Origin of the sequence: Curtobacterium sp. MWU13-2055, assembly GCF_023242305.1 — a bacterium.
In the GTDB taxonomy this organism is placed as follows: Bacteria; Actinomycetota; Actinomycetes; order Actinomycetales; family Microbacteriaceae; genus Curtobacterium.
The window spans coordinates 95,434-116,545 of the sequence record NZ_JALLIO010000009.1; the positions used below are offsets into that span (position 1 = coordinate 95,434).

Below are 21,112 nucleotides of genomic sequence, written 5' to 3' on the forward strand. Positions count from 1 at the left end.
GATACGGTGGGACGATGCCGTCGACACCGGCCCGCCGGCGCCTCAGCCCGGCCGAACGCGGATCCCAGATCACGTCGGCCGCCGTCGACCTGGCGCGCGCCGAGGGCCTCGCGGCGGTGACGCTCCGCGGGGTCGCCGCCGTGATCGGGGTCGCGCCGTCGCTCGTCGCCCACTACCGCCCGAGCATGGAGGACCTGGTCGGCGAGACGTTCCGCACCGTCGCGGCAGCCGAGGTCGCCGAGGTCCGCGCGATCGTCGGCGCTGCGCCCGAACCCGTCTCCGGCCTCCGCACCCTGCTCGGCTGCATCGCCGATCCCGCGCGCGACGACGTCGCCACCCTGTGGGCCGACGCGTGGAGCATCGGCCGCACGAACGCGGCGCTGGCGACCGCGGCACGGGACGTCATGGACGACTGGCAGCTCCTCGCGACCACGGTCGTCGTCGACGGGGTGCGCGCGGGCGTGCTGCGGACCGACGACCCGGACGGCGTGGGACGCCTGCTCTTCGCGCTCGTCGACGCCACCAACGGGTACGCCCTGGTCGACTACCTCGACCGACCGACCCGCGAGGGCCTGGTCCGCACGACGATCGCCCGAGCGGTGGGCCTGGACGGCTCAGCCCTGTCGGGGTGACACCCGCCGCGGTGCCACTGACCGCAGTGCCACCCACTGCAGCAGCATGATCGTCTTGCCGTCGGCGATCCGGCCGTCCTCGACCATCGCGAGGGCCTCGTCGAGTGCCAGCTCGAGCACCTCGATGTCCTCGCCCTCGTCCTCGACCCCGCCGCCCGCCTCGACCCGGTCCGCCGGTGTGTAGGCACCGACGTAGAAGTGGACACGCTCGGTGACCGAACCGGGGCTCATGAAGACGTCGCCGACGCGCACCAGGTCGCCCAGCCGGATGCCGAGCTCTTCGGCGGCCTCGCGGCGGACGGCGGTCTCGGGGTCGTCCTCGTCGAGCAGCCCCGCCGCTGCCTCGATGAGCATGCCGTCCGGGTGCCCGTTCACGTACGCCGGCCACCGGAACTGCCGGGTGAGCAGGACGGTACGGCGCTCGGCGTCGTACGGCAGCACGGTGGCGCCGTTCCCGCGGTCGTAGGTCTCCCGCTGCTGTCGGTCCCACCGGCCGTCCCGGCGCCGGACGTCGAGCGTGGTGCGACGGAGCACGTGCCAGCCGTCCGACACGACCTCGACGTCCCGCACGACGACGTCGGGGTTGCGGTCGAGGTCACGGCCGACGGCGTCGAGTCCGGTCCGCCCACGGGCATCGGGGACGTCGACACCGGGACGAGGGGCTGCTGCACGATCATCGGTCACCTGGTCACGCTAGCGGGGCGGCTGCTCGCACGACCTGCCCGCCCGGTACCGTGCAGCCATGACCAGGACACCGTTCACCCGTCGCCCGGACCGACCGCAGGTCGTCACCGTGTCGTTCGTGCTCTGGCTCGTCTGGGTCGCGGTCTGCCTGGTGGCGACCGTCCTGCAGTTCGTGGCGGGCACGGGCGGCAACGCCCTCGGCACGGTCCTGACGGTGCTCGTCGCCATCGTGGTCTGGGGACTCGTCGGGTGGGCGGTCGTCCGCACGGCCGCCGGTTCGCGGGTGGCACGCATCGCGCTGGTCGTCATCGCCGCGGCCCGTGCGGTGCTCAGCCTCACGAGCGGCGAACTCGGACTCCTGACGATCGCGCTGTCGGTCGTCGCCGCGGTCCTCCTCTTCCTGCCCAGCGCGCGCCCGTTCTTCGCACCGAGCGATGCGGGAAGAACCGACCACGGGATCTCCGGACCCGGCGTGTCGGGGTCGAGCCGCGCCTCCTGGCCGGATCCCGACCACGCGACGGACGGCGATCGGGCCTGATCCGCCCACCGGCGACGGCCGCTCCGGTACGTCCTGGAAGAACACGAAAGGCCCCGGATTCCTCCGGGGCCTTTCGCTGTTTCGCCTGGTGCGCGAGGGGGGACTTGAACCCCCACGCCGTTTCCAGCACACGGACCTGAACCGTGCGCGTCTACCAATTCCGCCACTCGCGCCAGCCCCAAAACACTACCACGCACAGACTGCCCCCTGCGCCAACCACTACCATGCAGTGGTTGACGACCGACGACTCTGGAGACACATGGGCCTGCTGGACAACTTCGAGCGAGGGCTGGAGCGCGCCGTGAACGGCGCGTTCGCGAAGACCTTCCGCTCCGGTGTGCAGCCGGTCGAGATCTCCAGCGCCCTGCGCCGTGAGCTCGACACGAAGGCCGCCGTGGTGTCGCGAGAGCGCATCCTGGTGCCGAACGAGTTCACCGTGCGCCTCGCGCCGCCGGACTTCACGCGCATGAACGACGTCGGTCGTCCGCTCATCGACGAACTCACGCAGATGGCCCACCAGCACGCCGTCGCGCAGAACTACTCGTTCTCCGGACCGGTCACCATCCGGCTGCAGCAGGACGGCACCCTGTCGACCGGCATCCTGCAGATCGACTCCACCACGGTGCAGCGCGACGTCGCCTGGATCGCCGTGCTCGACATCGGCTCGCAGCGCCACCGCCTGCAGCGCGGACGCACCGTGATCGGCCGCGGCAGCGACGCCGACATCACCATCGCGGACACCGGGACGAGCCGGAAGCACGTCGAGGTCCTGTGGGACGGCAAGCACGCCCAGGCCACGGATCTGGGCTCGACGAACGGCTCGAAGCTGAACGGACAGCACTTCCAACAGGCGATCGTGGAGCCGGACTCCACCATCGAGATCGGTCGTACCCGTATGGTGTTCCGGGTGATCCCGGAGAACGACGGAGGTGCTCGATGACCACAGGCCTGACCCTGCTCGTCCTGCGCTTCGCGTTCCTCGCGGTGCTCTGGCTGTTCGTCTTCGTGATCGTCTTCGCCCTGCGCAGTGATCTCTTCGGCCAGCGCGTGCGCACGATCCCCACGGATTCCAAGTCGGCTCCCTCCGGCCCGACGACCCCGACGATCCCCGCAGCGGCAGCGCCGGCGGCGGCCTCGGGCGGCGCGTTCACCGACCTCATCGGGCAACCCACGGCGGCGACGCAGTCGCCCTCGCCGGCAGCGGTGCGCCTCGTGATCACCGAGGGCGCGCGTGAGGGCATGGAGATGCCACTCGGCGGCGGGCCGATCACGATCGGCCGCTCCAGCGAGTCCAACGTCGTGATCCGCGACGACTACACCTCGACCAACCACGCCCGGCTCGACCTGCGCGCCGACGGCTGGCTCCTCACCGACCTCGAGTCCACGAACGGCACCTTCGTCAACGGTCAGAAGGTGAGCGCTCCCCTGATCGTCGCGGAGCGCACGCCGATCACGATCGGGACGACGACGTTCGAGCTGCGGCGGTAACCCGGCATGACCGCTCGCACGTTGAGCGCCGCTGTGTCCCACGTGGGCCGCATCCGCGCGAACAACCAGGACTCCGGCTACGCCGGGGCGCACCTGTTCGCGGTCGCGGACGGCATGGGTGGGCACGCCGGCGGCGACGTCGCCTCGGCGATCGCGATCCGGCGCATCAGGGAGGTGGACCGCGAGTTCCCCTCGGCCCACGACGCCGAGTTCGCGCTGCAGTCGGCCCTGATCGCCGCGAACCAGCTCATCACCGAGACGGTCTTCGAGCACCAGGAACTGACCGGCATGGGCACCACGGTGTCCGCGATGATCCGGGTCGGTGAGCAGATCGCGATCGCGCACATCGGTGACTCGCGCATCTACCGCCACCGCGACGGCGAGCTGCAGCAGATCACGTCGGACCACACCTTCGTGCAGCGCCTGGTCGACAGCGGCCGGATCACCCCGGAGGAAGCCGCGGTCCACCCCCGTCGCTCGGTGCTCATGCGGGTGCTCGGCGACGTCGATGCCGCACCCGAGGTCGACACCGCGATCATGGACATCCAGCCGGGCGACCGCTGGCTGCTGTGCTCCGACGGCCTGTCGTCGTACCTGGCCGAAGAGCGCATCCGGCACGCCCTGGCGTCGAACATGGACGCCAACCAGGTCACGCAGCGCCTGGTCAAGGAGACCCTCGACCACGGCGCCCCCGACAACGTCACCGTCGTCGTCATGGACGTCACCGCGGACGAGGTCGACGACGACGACGACGCGGCCACCACCGTCGGGTCCGCGGCCGCTCCCCTGACCTTCGAGGCGTCGACCGGTCGCAAGCCGATCCGCCTCCCCACGATCCTGCTGCACCCGCTCAAGGTCACCACCGCCCCGGAGGACTCGCACTTCGAGCCCGAGTCCGACCAGTTCTTCGCGGAGCTGATCGCCGAGGACCGCCGACGCCGCATCCGACGTCGGGTCTCGTGGACGGTCGCGCTCGTGGTGGCGGTCGCTGCCCTGGTCGGGGCCGTGTTCCTCGGCTGGCGGATCACCCAGGACCACTACTACGTCGGCACCGACCGCGGCACGGTCGCGATCTACAAGGGCGTCCAGCAGTCGATCGGACCACTGGCGCTGTCGGACGTCTACGAGGACACCGACATCACCGTGTCGATGCTCCCGGACTACACCCGCGAGAACGTCCGCTCGACGATCAACGCGCAGTCGCTCGACGACGCGCGGGACATCGTCGACCGACTGCGGAAGGCCGCCGAGACCGGGCAGGACCAAGCCGGTACCGGCGGTGACGGCGGATCCACCTCGTCACCCTCGCCGTCACCGACCCGGTCGTCGACGCCCTCCCCGTCCCCGACCCGGGGCTCGCGATGAGCAACGCCACCGCCCAGTCGTTCACGCAGGCGATCACGATCAAGCTCCGTGAACCCGCACGTGCTCGGAACCTCGAGCTCGTGCTGCTCGTCATCGCCTGCGGCATCTGCGCCGGCGCGATGGTGCTCGTGCAGCTCGGCACCAAGGGGCGACTGTTCGACACCTCGGTGCTGTGGGTCGGCGGGGGCATCCTCGGGCTGGGGCTCGTGATGCACGTCGTGCTGCGGGTCGTCGCCAAGAACGCCGACCCGTTCGTCCTGCCGATCGCACTCGTCCTGAACGGCATCGGCATCGCGGAGATCTACCGCATCGACGTCCACAACGGCCTGACCGGCTGGGACGCCATCGGTGTGAAGCAGATCGTCTGGACGATGCTCGCGATGGTCCTGGCGATCATCACGCTGCTGGTCGTCCGGAACCACCGGTTCCTGCAGCGCTACCGCTACATCTTCATGTTCCTGACGATCGCGCTGCTCCTGCTGCCGATGCTCCCCGGCATCGGCTACGCACCCGGCGGAGCACGGGTCTGGATCCGCGTCGGACCGTTCTCGTTCCAGCCGGGCGAACTCGCGAAGATCACCATGGCGCTCTTCTTCGCCGGGTACCTCGTCACCGCGCGCGACTCGCTGTCGATCGTCGGCAAGAGATTCCTCGGCATGACGTTCCCGCGTGCCCGCGACCTCGGCCCGATCCTGGTGATGTGGGGCGCCGCGATGGCGGTCCTCGTCTTCCAGCGCGACCTCGGCACGGCGCTGCTGTACTTCGGCCTGTTCCTCGTGATGATCTACGTCGCGACCGCGCGCATCAGCTGGGTGGCCATCGGCCTCGTGCTGTTCGTCGGCGGCGCCCTGGTCGCGCAGAGCGTCCTCGAGTACGTGCACGGCCGGTTCGAGCAGTGGCTCGACCCGTTCAACCAAGAGGTCTTCAGCCGCGACACCCAGGCGAGCTACCAGCTGGTGCAGGGACTGTTCGGCTTCGCGAACGGCGGCATCACCGGCACCGGCCTCGGCCAGGGGCGCCCGTACATCACGCCCGTCGCCAACGCGGACTACATCATCGCCTCGCTCGGCGAGGAGCTCGGCCTGATCGGCGTCTTCGCGATCCTGGCGCTCTTCATCGTGCTGGCCTCGCGCGGCATCCGCGTCGGGTTCATGGCGCAGGACGACTTCGGCAAGCTGCTCGGCGTCGGCTTCGGCTTCGTGATCGCCCTGCAGGTGTTCGTCGTCGTCGGTGGCATCACCCGCGTGATCCCGGTGACCGGCCTGACCACGCCGTTCATGGCTGCGGGTGGTTCCTCGCTCATCGCCAACTGGATCATCGCCGCGATGCTGCTGCGACTCACCGATTCCATCCCAGCCGAACAACGCGTCCAGCAGGGTGCGATCCCCGCCGCGAGCGGGCGGTCCGCGCGCGCGACCAGGAAGGAGCGTCGTCGATGAACCGACAGCTCCGCGGTGTCTCGACCGTCATCGTGCTCATGTTCGTCGCACTCTTCGTGTCGACGACCTCGATCCAGTTCTTCTCGGCGGACACACTCCGCGCCGACTCCCGCAACTCACGCACCATCTTGGACAGTTACTCGACCAAGCGCGGGGCGATCCTCGTCGACGGCAGCCCGATCGCCGAGTCGACCCCGGTGGACGACCAGTACGAGTACCAGCGCAAGTACACGAACGGCGACCTGTACTCGGCGGTCACCGGGTACTTCACCATCGGCCAGGGCAACACCGGCATCGAGAGCGCGGAGAACACCGTGCTCTCCGGCAACTCCGACGCCTCGTTCTTCCAGAACCTCAACTCGATCCTCACCGGCCAGGACGTCCAGGGCGACAACGTCAACCTGACGATCGACCCCGCCGTGCAGCAGGCCGCGTACGACGCCCTCGGCACGAACAGCGGCGCCGTCGTGGCCATCCAGCCGAAGACCGGCAAGATCCTCGCGATGGTCTCGAAGCCGAGCTACGACCCGAACACCCTCACCTCGCACGACACCGCGAAGGTCAAGGAGCAGTACGACGCACTGCTCGGCGCCTCGTCGTCCCCGCTGCAGAACCGCGCGATCGGCGGCGACCTGTACACGCCCGGGTCCGTCTTCAAGCTCGTCGTGGCATCGGCGGCGCTCGAGGGCGGCAAGTACAACCTCGACTCGACGTTCCCGAACCCGTCGCGCCTGCAGCTCCCCGGCACGAGCTCGTACATCAACAACGCCGAGGGTGGCACGTGCGGCGGCGGCGACAAGGTCAAGCTCCGCACGGCCATCCAGTACTCGTGCAACATCCCGTTCGCCGAGCTCGGACAGAAGCTCGGGTACGACGCGATCAAGAGCATGGCCGACAAGTACGGCTTCGGTGACGCCATCGAGGTCCCGATGTCCGCGACCGCCAGCCAGTACCCCGAGGTCGACTCCACCGCGCAGCTCATGCTCAGCGCGTTCGGCCAGGCGAGCGTCCGGGTGTCCCCGCTGCAGATGGCCATGGTGTCGGCCGGCATCGCGAACGGCGGCAAGGTCATGCAGCCCTCGCTCGTCGACTCGATCACCACGAGCGACCTGAAGACGGTCGAGTCCTTCTCCCCGAGGCAGTACAGTGATCCGCTGTCCTCCTCCGAGTCCGCTGACCTCACCGAGGCCATGCAGAGCGTCGTGAACGCCGGGACCGGAACGAATGCCAAGATCGACGGTGTCGACGTCGCAGGGAAGACGGGCACGGCCGAGGGCGGAACAGGCGATCCCTACACCCTCTGGTTCACCGGGTTCGCGCCCGCGAAGGACCCGGAGGTCGCCGTGGCGGTCGTCGTCGGAGACGGCGGCGGGCTCGGCCAGTCGGGAGTCGGCAACACAGTCGCGGCCCCGGTCGCGAAGAAAGTCATGGAGGCGGTGCTGAACAAATGAGACCCACCAGCGGACTCACCTTCGGTGGGCGGTACCAGCTCTCGTCCCGGGTCGCCATCGGCGGCATGGGAGAGGTGTGGCAGGCCACCGACCTCGTCATCGGCCGAACCGTCGCACTCAAGATCCTCAAGGACGAGTACCTCGGCGACCCCGGGTTCCTCGAGCGCTTCCGCGCCGAGGCTCGCCACGCTGCGCTCGTCAACCACGAGGGCATCGCCAACGTCTTCGACTACGGCGAAGAGGACGGCAGCGCCTACCTCGTGATGGAGCTCGTCCCCGGCGAAGCGCTCTCGACCATGATCGAGCGCGAGCACACGCTGCCGGTCGACAAGGTCCTGGACATCGTCGCGCAGACCGCGAACGCCCTGCAGGCCGCGCACGCGGTCGGTCTCGTGCACCGCGACATCAAGCCCGGCAACCTGCTCATCACCCCGGACGGCCGCGTCAAGATCACCGACTTCGGCATCGCACGCATCGCCGACCAGGTCCCGCTCACCGCGACCGGCCAGGTCATGGGCACCGTGCAGTACCTCTCGCCCGAGCAGGCGAGCGGGCACCCGGCGTCGCCGTCGACCGACATCTACTCGCTCGGCATCGTCGCGTACGAAGCCCTGGCGGGTCGTCGTCCCTTCACGGGCGAGTCGCAGGTCGCGATCGCGATGGCGCACATCAACGAGCAGCCGCCGGCGTTGCCCGGGGACATCCCCGAGCCCGTCGCCGCCCTCGTGATCTCGTGCATCGCGAAGAAGCCCGCCGATCGTCCCGCCACCGCCGCCAACCTGGCGCGCGCCGCACAGGCACTCCGTCGCGGTGACGTCGCAGCGGCCACCGTCGCTGTCCCCGCCATCGCGCAGGGCGGCACCGTCGCGTTCAACCCGCCGCAGGGTCAGGGCAACGACGCTGCCACGGCACTGCTCGGCACCCAGTCCGGTGCAGCCGCCGGCGGTGCCGGTGGACCCGTCGGACCGCGCTCCCCGGCGACCGACGACCCCGAGGAACCGAAGAAGAAGCGCGCCTGGATCTGGTGGGTCGTCGGCATCGTCGTGGTGCTCGTCATCGCCGGTGTCGTCGGAGCGTTCGCGCTGAACGGTGCGGCCGACCCGGACCCGACCCCCTCGAACTCCGCCTCGAAGACCCCGCGTCCGTCGCAGACCCCGTCGGAGACCCCGTCCCAGACGCCGGTCGACACCCGCGTGACGGTGTCGGCAGCCGACTACACGGGCCAGAACGCGGAGCAGGTCGCGAACCAGCTCCGCGGTCGGGGCCTGGTCGCCGAGGTCGTCGCCGGTTCGAACGCGACGTCCTCCGACCAGGTCGGCACCGTCGAGTCGCTCAGCCCCGAGGGCAGCCTCGAGCAGGGTACGACGGTGACGATCAAGGCGTTCGGCGACGTGCTGACCGCCGAGGCACCCGAGCGTGCGACCGGTGGATCCGTGAGCGACTCCGGCCGCGTCACGTTCAGCTGGCCGTCCTACGACAAGTGCCCCGCCGGGTACTCCGACGTGAGCTACACGTACACGATCGACAACGGCACGGTCCCGTCGAACGGCAGCAGCTCGGGCTCGACCTCCGGCACGGCGGTCACCGTCGCGGCCGCGCAGTCCGGCACGGTGACCCTGTCGTACAAGGTGACGTGCAAGTCGCCGCAGTCCGGCACCACGGTCGTCTCCGACTCGTCGCCCGGGGCGCAGGTCACCTGGACCGAGCCCACCGAGGAGCCCACGACCGACCCCAACGACGGCATCGACCCGACCGACGCCCCGATGGACGGCAACTGAACGACCCCCGGACGGGGACTGTCGACACCGTTCGGTAACGGTTCGGTCGACCCCTCCCTGACCAGCGTCTCACCAGGTGGTGCTGCCGTACACTAGCCCGGACGGACAGACGGAGGAGTACGTGCCAGAAGGTGTGACCGCGGGGATCACCCTCCTCGCCAACCGTTACGAGATCGGTGATGTCATCGGCCGAGGCGGCATGGCAACCGTGCACCTCGGCAACGACACCCGTCTCGGTCGCAAGGTCGCGGTGAAGCTCCTGAAGCCGAGCCTGGCCAACGACCCGGCGTTCCGCACCCGGTTCCGGCAGGAAGCCCAGGCCGCCGCACGTATGGCGCACCCCACGGTCGTCCGCGTGTACGACGCCGGCGAAGAGACCGTGACCGAGACCTCGGGCGCCGAGGTGCAGGTCCCCTTCATCGTGATGGAGTACGTCGAGGGCCGCCCGCTCTCCGACATCATCGCCGAGGGCGCCGTCGCTCCGGCCGAGGCCGTCCGCATCACCGAGGGCATCCTCACCGCGCTCGAGTACTCCCACCGCGCCGGCGTCGTGCACCGCGACATCAAGCCCGCCAACGTCATGGTCACGCACAGCGGCCAGGTCAAGGTCATGGACTTCGGCATCGCCCGAGCCATCACCGACACCTCCGCCACGGTCGCGCAGACCACGTCGATCCTCGGCACTGCGTCGTACTTCTCGCCGGAGCAGGCCCGCGGCGAGACCGTCGACGCCCGTACGGACATCTACTCCACCGGTGTCGTGCTGTTCGAGCTGCTCACCGGCCGTGCGCCCTTCCTCGGTGACACCCCGGTGGCGGTGGCCTACCAGCACGTCAGCGAGCAGCCCGTCGCCCCGTCGTCGATCACACCAGAGGTGTCCCCGGCACTCGACGCCGTGACCCTGCACGCCCTGGTCAAGGACCGCACGCGCCGCTTCCAGAACGCCGCCGAGTTCCGCTCGGACCTGCAGCAGGCCGCTGCGGGCCGAGTTCCGGCATCCACCAAGAAGATCCAGCAGAACGCGGCGAACGACGCTTCGACGGTGCTGTTCGGGGTCGACCCGCGCACCACGTCGAACCCCGCCGCGGCGTTCCGCGAGCTCGACGACGACACCGCTGAGCACCGCCCGCAGCGCACGCAGAACCGTCCGCCGGTGGCGTGGATCTGGGTCGGCATCCTGCTGACGGTCGCGGTCATCGTCGGGGTCGTGTTCTTCGTCGCGAACCTGCAGCCGGGCAAGCCACCGGTGTCGTCGTCCGTGAGCGTGCCGAACGTCACCGGGTCGACCTTCAGTGCCGCGTCCACCGCCCTCGAGAAGAGGGACCTGACGGCCGTCAAGGTCGAGGAGAACTCCGACTCGGTCGACAAGGGCACGGTCATCCGCACCGACCCGGGCTCCGGCATCAACGTGGGCCGGAAGTCCAGCGTCAACGTGGTCGTCTCCCTCGGCCCCGAGCGGGTCCCGGTCCCCGAGCTGAACGGGCAGTCCCAGGCCGCGGCACAGCAGGCACTGGACGATGCCGGCTTCCGCGTCGGCGCGATCAGTTCCGACTACTCGTCCGACGTGCCAGAGGGCACCGTGATGAGTTCCGACCCCGAGTCCGGTTCGCTCCACACCAAGGGAATCGTGATCAACCTCACGGTGTCCAACGGCAAGGTGCAGCTGCCGAACGTCACGAACCAGCAGTTCTCCGAGGCGAAGGCGTCGCTCGAGCAGCTCGGCCTCACCGTGACGCCGTCGCCCTCGTACTCGTGCACGGGTGGCCTCGTGACGCAGCAGGACACCCCGCAGGGCGATGTCGCCCAGGGCAGTGCCGTCGCCCTGACCTACTGCGCCGCGTCGAGCCAGCCGACCCACGCCCCGTCGTCCGACAACGGGAACGACAAGGGCGACAACGGGGACACCGGTGGAGACAACGGGGACACCGGCGGCGACAACGGCGACGGTCGCTGACCGTCCCGATCAGGAACGACGCCACCGCGGCCGTCGCGCCGACCACACGCACACGCGTGTGGTCTGACGGACTGGTGACGGGCCTCCCGTCGGCACACTGACGGCCAGGAGGCCCGGCGCACCCCCGCCACGCGTCCGCGGGCCCGTCAGGTCGTCGCGTCCACTGCTCCAAGCGCGTCGACGCGCGACGCCGTCCAGAGCGCTCCGACGAGTCAGGCGCGGTGCGTCGCGATGAGCGGGCCGAGCCCGTCGGCGCGCTCGGCGGCCCCGGAGAGGCCGGTGGTCTCGAGCCAGTTGCCGACCATGCGGTAGCCGCCCTCGGTCAGGACCGACTCGGGGTGGAACTGCACCCCGTACAGCGGGTGGTCGCGGTGCTGGACACCCATGATGACGCCGCCGCCGGTCCGGGCCGTGACGGTGAGTTCGTCGGGCACCGTGCCGTCGACGATCGCGAGGGAGTGGTACCGCGTCGCCGTGAACGGGTGCGGAACGCCCGCGAAGAGCGTGCTGTCGTCGTGGTCGACCTGCGAGGTCTTGCCGTGCATGAGTTCGTCGGCGTGCGTGACCGTGGCCCCGAGGGCTTCTGCGATCGCTTGGTGACCGAGGCAGACCCCGAGCAGCGGGGTGCCGGACGCGATCGCCGCGTGCACCGTGGGGATCGAGACGCCGGCGTCGGCCGGGGTCCCCGGGCCGGGCGAGAGCAGGATGCCGTCGTAGTCGGCGATGCGGTCCGCGATCTCCGACTCGGGGAAGGCGTCGTTGCGCACCACGTCCGTCTGGGCTCCGAGCTGCTGGACGTACCCGTTCAGCGTGTAGACGAAGCTGTCGTAGTTGTCGACGACGAGGATCCTGGTCATGGCGGTTCACCGTACTCGTGGGGGATGTGTGCAGCGGTCTGCGGGCCGATCCACACACGTGGTCACGGTAGGATACCGGCCATGGCCAGTGACAAGGACCGCACCAAGCCCGCCCGGAGGACCCGAGCCGACTCGGTCGACACCGCGGGGGACGCCCCGAACCCGGTGTGGTTCAAGCCGGTCATGTTCGGCTTCATGCTCATCGGCCTCGTCTGGGTGATCGTCTTCTACATCTCGAACGCGACCCTGCCGGTGCCGAGCCTCGGCTCGTGGAACATCCTGGTCGGCTTCGGCATCATGTTCATCGGCTTCCTCATGACCACCCGTTGGCGCTGATCCGCAGCTTCGAGACACTCCGACGCCCGTCGCACCACTTGGTGCGGCGGGCGTTGTCGTTCTCCACAGGACTTGCTGCCGCTGGTCCCCAGATCATCGAGGATCCGGGCGGTTGTCCACACTTCTCCACACTCTCCACATCGTCATCCACACCCCGACCCCGGAGTTATCCACAGCTGAGTCCACAATGGGGATAATCACACGCGTGTAACTCACCGGTTTCTCCACACCTGTGGATAACTCTGCGGACGCCTTGTGGACGGCGGACTGGAGGCCCGTGGCGGCCTGGCACCGTGCTTCCCGTCCGCCGTTCGGTCGCTGAGCCGACAAACGTGCAGCTAGCGGCGCCGTCCTGTCTGCGAAAGCGTCAGACGTCGCCGAAAGGTCGGCGGCAGACTGTCGCTTCCGCGGGAGACTGACCGCTCGACGGGCTGGGCGCAGGGATGTCTCGGAACGACGAACGCCCCGCCGCTGATGCGACGGGGCGTTCGGTGGACGTGTGTCCGGGTCGGGTCAGCCGATGGTGACCGCGTACCCGACGGCGGTGAGCACGATGCCCACCAAGGCGGTGGCGACGAGCAGGCCGATCTGCAGGGGCCGCTGCCGGACGTTCCGGGTCTTGGCGAACACGAAGCCCACCAGGAAGCCGCCGATGATCCCACCGACGTGCGCCTGCCACGAGATGTTGATCCCCGGGAGGAACCCGACGACCAGGTTGAGCCCCATGATCACGAGGAGCTGCACCGCGTTCTGCCCGAGGCTCCGCTGCAGCACGAAGAACGCCGCGAAGAGCCCGAAGATCGCGCCGGACGCGCCCACGACGGTCGTCCCGGGAGCGAGGAACGTCACGAGCATCGAGCCGAAGATCCCCGTGATGAAGTACAGCGCGACGAATCGCCAGGTGCCGAGCATGTTCTCGAGCATCCGGCCGAAGATCCACAGCGCCCACATGTTGAACAGGATGTGGAAGATCCCCGAGTGCACGAACAGAGAGGTGACGACTCGCCATGGCTGTGTGGGCAAGAGGAACGAGTTGTAGGCGAGCAGGCTGGTGAAGAACCGGCCACTCACCTGGTCCAGCAGCCAGATGGCGACCGTGATCGCCACGATGACGACCGTCGCCTTCTGGTCGAGCATCGCGAAGCGCCGTCGCGCGACCGTCAGCCCACTGGGGGCTCCGGACGCGCGACGGTTCGCTGCGAACTGTGCGCGCTGTTCACGCACGCACTCCGGGCAGTGCACCCCGACCGCCGCCGGCGTCTGGCACTCCGGGCAGATCGTCCGCCCACAGCGCTGGCAGAGCACGAAGCTCTGCCGGTCCGGATGCCGGTAGCAGGTGTTGTTCGGGTTGTACGCCTGGTCGGTCACGTGAGGATCAGACGCCTTCGACGTCGATGCTCTGGATGACCACGTCCTCGACGGGCTTGTCACGGCCGTCGGTGGGGACACCCTCGATGGCGTCGACAACGGCACGCGACTCGTCGTCGGCGACCTCACCGAAGATGGTGTGCTTGCCCTGCAGCCACGGCGTCGCCACCGTGGTGATGAAGAACTGCGAGCCGTTGGTGCCACGGCCGCCCTGGATGCCGGCGTTGGCCATGGCGAAGATGTAGGGGTTCTGGAACGTGAGCTCGGGGGAGATCTCGTCGTCGAAGCGGTAGCCCGGGCCGCCGATGCCCTGGCCGAGCGGGTCGCCGCCCTGGATCATGAAGTCCTTGATGATGCGGTGGAAGACGACGCCGTCGTAGAGCTTGTCGGTGGAGACCTTGCCCGTACCCGGGTGGGTCCACTCCTGCTTGCCCGTGGCGAGGTCGACGAAGTTCTTGACGGTCTTCGGTGCGTGGTTGCCGAACAGGTTGACGCGGATGTCGCCCTTGTTGGTGTGGATCGTTGCGACAGCGGTGTGCAGAGACATGTTCCGATTCTCGCATGTACCGGCTGCGTACGGACCGGACCCACAGGTGAGGCTCCGTGACCTGTCAGGGACTCTGGTGGCAGGATGGGGTCACGCCGATCCGATGGAGGTACCAGATGACGACGATCGAGATCCCGCGCAAGCGTCGGAAGCAGATCAAGAAGCTCAAGGGCCAGACCGCCTCGCTCCTCGGAGAGCAGCGCAAGGTCCTCGAGCACGCGAACGCGATCCTGGCGGAAGCCCGGTCGAACGCAGCCGACGCAGCCCGCAAGGACATCGCCCCTCGTGTGCAGAACGCGATCGACAACGGGATCCGTCCCGCGGTCGCGACCGGGGTCCACGCTGCGACGTCCGCAGCACAGAACGCTTCGCACAAGTTCCAGTCCGAGGTCATCCCCGGACTGGTGTCGACCGCTGGCTCCGTGCTGAGCGTCACCGACCTCGCGAAGGACCCCCGGGTCAAGAAGATCGTGAAGAACGCCCAGAAGAAGGGCAAGAAGGCCAAGAAGGCTGCTGTGAAGTACGTGCCGTCACAGCAGAAGAAGGGCATCGGCTTCGGTGGTGTCGCACTCATCATCGTCGGCGTCGTCGCCGTTGCTGGTGCCGCGTACGCCGCGTACCAGACGCTCCGCGCCGACGACGACCTGTGGGTTGCCGACGACGCTGACACGGCGGAGAAGCCTGCCGCCTGACCTCCACGGTTCGTACGAAGGGCCCCGGCACTCCGCCGGGGCCCTTCGTCGTTCCCGGGTGCTGGCTGCGACGAGGCCCCGACTGACTGGCCGGCTGGCCGGCTGACGCCGAGGCCGAGGCCGAGGCCGAGGCCGAGGTTCCACGACATGCCGCACGCCAGCCGCCGAGGTTCCACGGCCGTCCCCAGCCGCGCCCGAGATGCCGAGATTTCGGAACCTCGGCGCACCGGCACCCGTCCGACCCGAGCACGCACGACGACGAACGCACGATGTCGCACGGAGACGGCCATCGCGGAGCGGCCCGTGCCGAAGGCACGAGACCAGCACGGCGAAACGATCCGGCGGAGGAAGGAACGACCGCAGCAGGGTCATCCCGGAGTGGAGTGGAGCCTGGGAGAATCGAACTCCCGACATCCTGCTTGCAAAGCAGGCGCTCTACCAACTGAGCTAAGGCCCCGGGTGCCACCGAGGTGATCGGCGGCGGGATGGAATTGTCGTGTGTTCCGAAGAACTGGTGGGGCTACAAGGACTTGAACCTTGGACCTCTTCGTTATCAGCGAAGCGCTCTAACCGCCTGAGCTATAGCCCCTCAGACCGGATGAAAGCCTACCCCACGGATCTCGCAGAACGAAATCGAGCGGTCGGCTCACCCGGCCCGGGTGTGTCAGTTGTTCGTGAAGCCGACGAGCAAGCCGCCGGTGATGCGAACACTGAGGTTGTAGAGCACGCTCACGATGGCGCCGAGCACGGTGCCGACGACCACGTTGAGGATGCCCACGACGATGGAGAACCCGAGCACCTGACCCAGTGAGAACTGGTCCATGATCGAGTAACTGTTCTGACCGGTGACGTCCTTCAACAAGGCGTCCACCTGCGTGAACACGCCCGTCTGGTTGAGGATGACCCACACCAGCGCCGTGGCGACCACGATCACGATGCTGCCGGCCAGGGCGATGAGGAAGCTGAGCTTCACCATCGACCAGAAGTCGACGTAGACCAGCCGCAGCCGCACTTGGCGGGTGCCGACGGGTCGCTTCGCCTTCTTCTGGAGCTTCTCGGCGACACTACTCATTGCTTGACTGGTCCTCTCCGGCCTCGTCCGCGACGGGCTCGGTATCGATGGGATCAGTGGAGTCCGGGGCCGCTTCGGAAGGGCTGACCGTCTCCACCGGGCCCGCTGGCTCGATCTCGGCGTCGTCCTGGTCGACCAGGTTCCGCTCGGTGTTCTGGGCCACTGCGATGATCTTGTCGTTCGCCGCGAACCTGGCGAAGACGACACCCATGGTGTCACGACCCTTGGCAGGGACCTCGGCCACGGCAGACCTTACCACCTTGCCCGATTGCAGCACGACGAGCACTTCGTCGTCCTCACCGACGATGAGAGCACCCACAAGGTCGCCTCGGTCGGTCGCCAACTTCGCCACCTTGATGCCGAGACCACCGCGCCCCTGGATGCGGTACTGGTCGACGGCGGTGCGCTTGGCGTACCCGCCCTCGGTCATCACCCAGACGAAGCCGTCGTCCGCCACCACGCGTGCGGCCAGGAGCGAGTCGCCGTCGCGGAAGGACATGCCCTTCACACCGGAGGTCGAGCGACCCATCGGCCGCAGGGTGTCGTTCGTCGCGGTGAAGCGGAGCGACATGCCCTGACGTGAGACGAGCAGCAGGTCGTCGTGCTCGTCGAGGAGCAGCGCCTGGCGGAGCTTGTCGCCGTCGCGCAGGTTGATCGCGATGATGCCGCCGGTGCGGTTGGTGTCGTACTCGGTGAGCGCGGTCTTCTTCACCAGCCCGTGCTCGGTCGCGAGGACGAGGTACTGCGCGACCTCGTAGTCACGGATGTCGAGCACCTGCTGGATCTGCTCGTCCGGCTGCATCGCGAGCAGGTTCGCCACGTGCTGGCCCTTGGCGTCGCGGCCGGCTTCCTGCAGCTCGTACGCCTTGGCGCGGTAGACCCGGCCCTGGTCGGTGAGGAACAGCAGCCAGTGGTGCGTCGTCGTGACGAAGAAGTGCTCGACGATGTCGTCCGCGCGGAGCTGGGCGCCACGGACACCCCGGCCACCGCGGTGCTGCGAGCGGTACTGGTCGCTGCGCGTGCGCTTGACGTACCCGCCGCGGGTGATGGTGACGACCATCTCCTCTTCGGGGATGAGGTCTTCCATCGACATGTCGCCGTCGTAGCCGAGCATGATCTCGGTGCGGCGGTCGTCGCCGAAGCGGTCGACGATCTCCTCGAGCTCGTCGCGGATGATCGTGCGCTGCCGGGTCTCCGACGCCAGGATGTCCTGGAAGTCGGCGATCTTCCGCTCGAGCTCTTCGGCCTCGTCGTGGATCTTCTGGCGCTCGAGGGCGGCCAGTCGACGGAGCTGGAGCTCGAGGATCGCGCGCGCCTGGATCTCGTCGACGGACAGCAGGTCCATCAGGCCGGAGCGGGCCTCTTCGACGTCGGGCGACCGACGGATGAGCGCGATGACCTCGTCGAGGGCGTCGAGCGCTGCGAGGTAGCCGCGCAGGATGTGCGCGCGCTTCTCGGCCTCGCGCAGGCGGAACTGGGTGCGGCGGACGATGACGTCGACCTGGTGCGCGACCCACGCCGAGATGAACCCGTCGAGCGGCAGGGTCCGCGGGACACCGTCGACGATCGCGAGCATGTTCGCGCCGAAGTTCTCCTGCAGCTGCGTGTGCTTGTACAGGTTGTTCAGCACGACCTTGGCCACAGCGTCGCGCTTGAGCACGATCACCAGGCGCTGGCCGGTGCGACCCGAGGTCTCGTCGCGGATGTCCGCGACGCCGGCGAGCTTGCCGTCCTTGACCAGGTCGGCGATCTTGATCGCGAGGTTGTCCGGGTTGACCTGGTACGGCAGCTCGGTGACGACGAGGCAGGTGCGACCCTGGATCTCCTCGACGTTGACGACGGCGCGCATCGTGATCGAACCACGACCGGTGAGGTAGGCGTCCTGGATGCCCTTGGTGCCCAGAATCTGCGCACCGGTCGGGAAGTCCGGCCCCTTGATGCGCTGCATGAGCGCGGCGAGGAGCTCTTCGCGCGTCGCCTCGGGGTTGTCGAGGGCCCACTTCGCGCCCTCGGCCACCTCGCGCAGGTTGTGCGGCGGGATGTTCGTCGCCATGCCGACCGCGATGCCGACCGAGCCGTTGACGAGCAGGTTCGGGAACCGTGCCGGCAGGATCGCGGGCTCCTGGGTCCGACCGTCGTAGTTGTCCTGGAAGTCGACGGTGTCCTCGTCGATGTCCCGGACCATCTCCATCGCGAGCGGCGCCATCTTGGTCTCGGTGTACCGCGGGGCTGCTGCGCCGTCGTTGCCCGGCGAGCCAAAGTTGCCCTGACCGAGTGCGAGCGGGTAACGCAGCGACCACGGCTGCACCAGACGGACCAGCGCGTCGTAGATCGCGGAGTCGCCGTGCGGGTGGAACTGCCCCATGACGTCGCCGACGACGCGGGAGCACTTCGAGAACGCGCGGTCCGGACGGTAGCCGCCGTCGAACATCGCGTAGATCACGCGGCGGTGCACCGGCTTCAGGCCGTCGCGGACCTCGGGCAGCGCGCGGCCGACGATGACCGACATCGCGTAGTCGAGGTAGGAACGCTGCATCTCGAGCTGCAGGTCGACCTGCGAGATGCGGTCACCGGAGACGACGATGTCCCCGCTGTCGCCGTGGACGATCTCGGGCTGCTCGTCGGGGGCGTTCTCGTTGTCGTCAGCCATTGGCTTGCGTTACCTTTCTGACGGCCGGGAGGCCGTGGTGACGTTCGTCGCGGTGGACGCGACCACAAGTGGTCCGGACCAGAGCACGCGGCTGGCACCGCGCCTCCAGGCCAGGGTCGAGATGTCGAGTCTGTTCAGATGTCCAAGAAGCGGACGTCCTTGGCGTTCTGCTGGATGAACTGGCGACGTGCGTCGACGTCTTCACCCATCAGCGTCGAGAAGGTGCTGTCCACCGCGGCGGCGTCCTCGAGCGTGACCTGCAGGAGCGTGCGGGTGTCCGGGTTCATCGTGGTGTCCCAGAGCTCCTTGTAGTCCATCTCGCCGAGGCCCTTGTAGCGCTGGATGCCGTTGTCCTTCGGGATCCGCTTGCCGGCGGCGATGCCCGACTGCATCAGGGCGTCGCGCTCCCGGTCGCTGAACACGTACTCGTGTGCGGCGTTCGACCACTTGAGGCGGTACAGCGGCGGCTGCGCGAGGTACACGTAACCGCGCTCGATGAGCGGCCGCATGTAGCGGAACAGCAGGGTCAGCAGCAGCGTGGTGATGTGCTGGCCGTCGACGTCGGCATCGGCCATCAGCACGATCTTGTGGTACCGGGCCTTGTCCGGGTCGAAGTCCTCACCGATGCCGGCGCCGAACGCCGTGATCATCGACTGGATCTCCTGGTTGGCGAGCGCGCGGTCGAGCCGCGCCTTCTCGACGTTCAGGATCTTGCCGCGCAGGGGCAGGATCGCCTGGGTCATCGGGTTGCGGCCCTGCACGGCGGAACCGCCGGCGGAGTCGCCCTCGACCATGAAGATCTCCGACAGGGTCGGGTCCTTGGACTGGCAGTCCTTCAGCTTTCCGGGCATGCCACCCGACTCGAGCAGCCCCTTGCGGCGCGTGGTCTCGCGGGCCTTGCGGGCCGCGAGTCGAGCCTGCGACGCCTGGATCGCCTTGCGGACGACGTCGCGGGCCTGGGTCGGGTTGCTCTCGAACCAGTGCGTGAGCTCGGCGCCGACGACGCGCTGCACGAAGCCCTTCGCCTCGGTGTTGCCGAGCTTCGTCTTCGTCTGGCCCTCGAACTGCGGCTCGCCGAGCTTCACGGAGATGACGGCCGTCAACCCTTCACGGATGTCGTCACCCGTCAGGTTGTCGTCCTTCTCCTTGATGATCTTCGTCTCGCGCGCGTACTTGTTCACCAGGTACGTCAGCGCCGCGCGGAAGCCCTCTTCGTGGGTGCCGCCCTCGTGCGTGTTGATCGTGTTCGCGAAGGTGTGGACGCTCTCCTGGTACGAGGTGTTCCACTGCATCGCGACCTCGAGCGCGATCTTGCGCTCGGTGTCCTCGGACTCGAAGCCGATGACGTCCGGGTGGACGAGGTCGGCCTTCTTCTGCGCGTTGATGTACTCGACGTAGTCGGCCAGACCGCGCTCGTACATGAAGGAGTCGTTCCGCGCCTCTTCCCCTTCTTCCGGGGTGCGCTCGTCGCGCAGGTTGATCCGCAGGCCCTTGTTGAGGAAGGCCATCTGCTGGAACCGGGTGCGCAGGGTCTCGTAGTCGAAGACGACGGTCTCGAAGATCTCGGCGTTCGGCCAGAAGGTGATCGTGGTGCCGTGCTCGTCGGACGGTTCGTCCTTGGTCAGCGGTGCGACCGGGACGCCGTCGGTGTAGCTCTGGCGCCAGACGTGGCCCTGCTGTCGGACCTCGACGTCGAGCTCGGAGCTCAGCGCGTTCACGACGGAGGAACCGACACCGTGCAGACCACCGGACACCGCGTACGCGCCGCCGCCGAACTTGCCGCCGGCGTGCAGGACGGTCAGGACGACCTGGACGGTCGAGACGCCCTCGGCCGCGTGGATGCCGACCGGGATGCCACGGCCGTTGTCGACCACGCGGACGCCGCCGTCTTCACGGATGGTGACGTCGATGGTGTCGCAGTACCCGGCGAGGGCTTCGTCGACGGAGTTGTCGACGATCTCCTGGACCAGGTGGTGCAGGCCGCGGGGCCCCGTCGAACCGATGTACATACCGGGACGCTTGCGGACCGCCTCGAGCCCCTCGAGCACCTGAATCTGGTCTGCTCCGTAGGACGGTTCGCTCTGCGGGGTCTCCGCGTCGAGCGGGTTCTGCGGGTCGTCTTCAGATTCTGATGCCATGTCGAGCGTGCTCCTGCCTGCGCGCGGAACGCCCGCGCACTGCACCTCCCAGTCTACCGCAGAGGCCCCTCTTTCGAGGGCTCATCCGGCCCACAGGCGGGCTTTTTTGGCACCACCGGATGA

At 68.4% G+C, this 21,112-nt stretch carries 18 protein-coding genes and 3 tRNA genes; 11 read left to right on the forward strand and 10 right to left on the reverse strand.

Annotated features, from left to right (window positions below):
- The first annotated feature begins 14 nt into the window (after window positions 1-14).
- Entirely contained in the window at window positions 15-632 is a 618-nt protein-coding gene (locus tag M4960_RS16475) for a TetR/AcrR family transcriptional regulator (RefSeq protein ID WP_159572934.1), read from the forward strand.
- Here the strand turns inward: M4960_RS16475 and M4960_RS16480 are convergent.
- Complete coding sequence (locus M4960_RS16480) at window positions 615-1,316, reverse strand: NUDIX domain-containing protein (RefSeq protein ID WP_131920786.1); 702 nt, start codon at window positions 1,314-1,316, stop codon at window positions 615-617. The two genes, M4960_RS16475 and M4960_RS16480, sit on opposite strands and share 18 nt — an antisense overlap.
- Before the next feature lie 58 nt (window positions 1,317-1,374).
- Between M4960_RS16480 and M4960_RS16485 the strand changes: the two genes are divergently transcribed.
- Window positions 1,375-1,854, forward strand: coding sequence for a hypothetical protein (locus tag M4960_RS16485; RefSeq protein WP_248704849.1), 480 nt, complete (start codon window positions 1,375-1,377; stop codon window positions 1,852-1,854).
- Between the two features lie 86 nt (window positions 1,855-1,940).
- Here M4960_RS16485 and M4960_RS16490 read toward each other — a convergent pair.
- A tRNA-Leu gene (locus M4960_RS16490) sits at window positions 1,941-2,027 on the reverse strand.
- Window positions 2,028-2,113: 86 nt separating this feature from the next.
- Between M4960_RS16490 and M4960_RS16495 the strand changes: the two genes are divergently transcribed.
- From M4960_RS16495 to pknB, 7 genes are all read left to right on the forward strand, one after another.
- Window positions 2,114-2,794 carry a DUF3662 and FHA domain-containing protein gene (locus M4960_RS16495; RefSeq protein ID WP_123292929.1) on the forward strand — a complete coding sequence of 227 codons (681 nt, stop codon included), beginning with the start codon at window positions 2,114-2,116 and terminating at the stop codon, window positions 2,792-2,794.
- Window positions 2,791-3,342: an FHA domain-containing protein gene (locus M4960_RS16500; protein ID WP_111083697.1), complete on the forward strand. Its 552-nt coding sequence runs from the start codon at window positions 2,791-2,793 to the stop codon at window positions 3,340-3,342. The genes M4960_RS16495 and M4960_RS16500 overlap by 4 nt, the downstream gene beginning before the upstream one ends.
- A 6-nt stretch (window positions 3,343-3,348) precedes the next feature.
- Window positions 3,349-4,707, forward strand: a complete 1,359-nt coding sequence (locus M4960_RS16505; protein WP_111083696.1) for a Stp1/IreP family PP2C-type Ser/Thr phosphatase — start codon at window positions 3,349-3,351, stop codon at window positions 4,705-4,707.
- The gene (locus M4960_RS16510; protein WP_123292931.1) at window positions 4,704-6,146 is read left to right on the forward strand and encodes an FtsW/RodA/SpoVE family cell cycle protein; all 1,443 of its coding nucleotides are present in this window, start codon (window positions 4,704-4,706) and stop codon (window positions 6,144-6,146) included. Before M4960_RS16505 ends, M4960_RS16510 begins: the two co-directional genes overlap by 4 nt.
- A complete protein-coding gene (locus M4960_RS16515; RefSeq protein WP_111083694.1) occupies window positions 6,143-7,597 on the forward strand; it encodes a penicillin-binding protein 2 in 1,455 nt (484 codons plus the stop codon). The genes M4960_RS16510 and M4960_RS16515 overlap by 4 nt, the downstream gene beginning before the upstream one ends.
- Window positions 7,594-9,375, forward strand: coding sequence for a serine/threonine-protein kinase (locus M4960_RS16520; protein ID WP_248704850.1), 1,782 nt, complete (start codon window positions 7,594-7,596; stop codon window positions 9,373-9,375). Before M4960_RS16515 ends, M4960_RS16520 begins: the two co-directional genes overlap by 4 nt.
- Window positions 9,376-9,508: 133 nt before the next feature.
- Window positions 9,509-11,329, forward strand: a complete 1,821-nt coding sequence (pknB, locus tag M4960_RS16525) for a Stk1 family PASTA domain-containing Ser/Thr kinase (protein ID WP_308222025.1) — start codon at window positions 9,509-9,511, stop codon at window positions 11,327-11,329.
- Window positions 11,330-11,541: 212 nt separating this feature from the next.
- Here the strand turns inward: pknB and M4960_RS16530 are convergent, their stop codons facing one another.
- Window positions 11,542-12,186: an aminodeoxychorismate/anthranilate synthase component II gene (locus M4960_RS16530; RefSeq protein WP_248704852.1), complete on the reverse strand. Its 645-nt coding sequence runs from the start codon at window positions 12,184-12,186 to the stop codon at window positions 11,542-11,544.
- An 81-nt stretch (window positions 12,187-12,267) separates the two neighbouring features.
- On the opposite strand from M4960_RS16530, the gene M4960_RS16535 reads away from it, so the two are divergent.
- Complete coding sequence (locus M4960_RS16535; protein WP_123292935.1) at window positions 12,268-12,522, forward strand: cell division protein CrgA; 255 nt, start codon at window positions 12,268-12,270, stop codon at window positions 12,520-12,522.
- Between the two features lie 513 nt (window positions 12,523-13,035).
- On the opposite strand, the gene M4960_RS16540 is transcribed toward M4960_RS16535, so the two are convergent.
- Both M4960_RS16540 and M4960_RS16545 read right to left on the reverse strand, forming a co-directional pair.
- Entirely contained in the window at window positions 13,036-13,890 is an 855-nt protein-coding gene (locus tag M4960_RS16540; protein ID WP_123937124.1) for a rhomboid family intramembrane serine protease, read from the reverse strand.
- A gap of 7 nt (window positions 13,891-13,897) precedes the next feature.
- Window positions 13,898-14,437, reverse strand: coding sequence for a peptidylprolyl isomerase (locus M4960_RS16545; protein ID WP_111083688.1), 540 nt, complete (start codon window positions 14,435-14,437; stop codon window positions 13,898-13,900).
- 116 nt (window positions 14,438-14,553) lie between these two features.
- Between M4960_RS16545 and M4960_RS16550 the strand changes: the two genes are divergently transcribed.
- The gene (locus M4960_RS16550) at window positions 14,554-15,129 is read left to right on the forward strand and encodes a hypothetical protein (protein ID WP_111083687.1); all 576 of its coding nucleotides are present in this window, start codon (window positions 14,554-14,556) and stop codon (window positions 15,127-15,129) included.
- Window positions 15,130-15,513: 384 nt separating this feature from the next.
- Here M4960_RS16550 and M4960_RS16555 read toward each other — a convergent pair.
- From M4960_RS16555 to gyrB, 5 genes are all read right to left on the reverse strand, one after another.
- Window positions 15,514-15,586, reverse strand: a tRNA-Ala gene (locus M4960_RS16555).
- 55 nt (window positions 15,587-15,641) lie between these two features.
- Window positions 15,642-15,718 (reverse strand) — tRNA-Ile (locus M4960_RS16560).
- A gap of 75 nt (window positions 15,719-15,793) precedes the next feature.
- Entirely contained in the window at window positions 15,794-16,201 is a 408-nt protein-coding gene (locus M4960_RS16565; protein ID WP_027466922.1) for a DUF3566 domain-containing protein, read from the reverse strand.
- Window positions 16,194-18,851: a DNA gyrase subunit A gene (gyrA, locus tag M4960_RS16570; RefSeq protein WP_248704853.1), complete on the reverse strand. Its 2,658-nt coding sequence runs from the start codon at window positions 18,849-18,851 to the stop codon at window positions 16,194-16,196. The genes M4960_RS16565 and gyrA overlap by 8 nt, the downstream gene beginning before the upstream one ends.
- Before the next feature lie 134 nt (window positions 18,852-18,985).
- Window positions 18,986-20,989, reverse strand: a complete 2,004-nt coding sequence (gene gyrB, locus M4960_RS16575) for a DNA topoisomerase (ATP-hydrolyzing) subunit B (RefSeq protein WP_123292937.1) — start codon at window positions 20,987-20,989, stop codon at window positions 18,986-18,988.
- Between the last annotated feature and the right edge of the window lie 123 nt (window positions 20,990-21,112).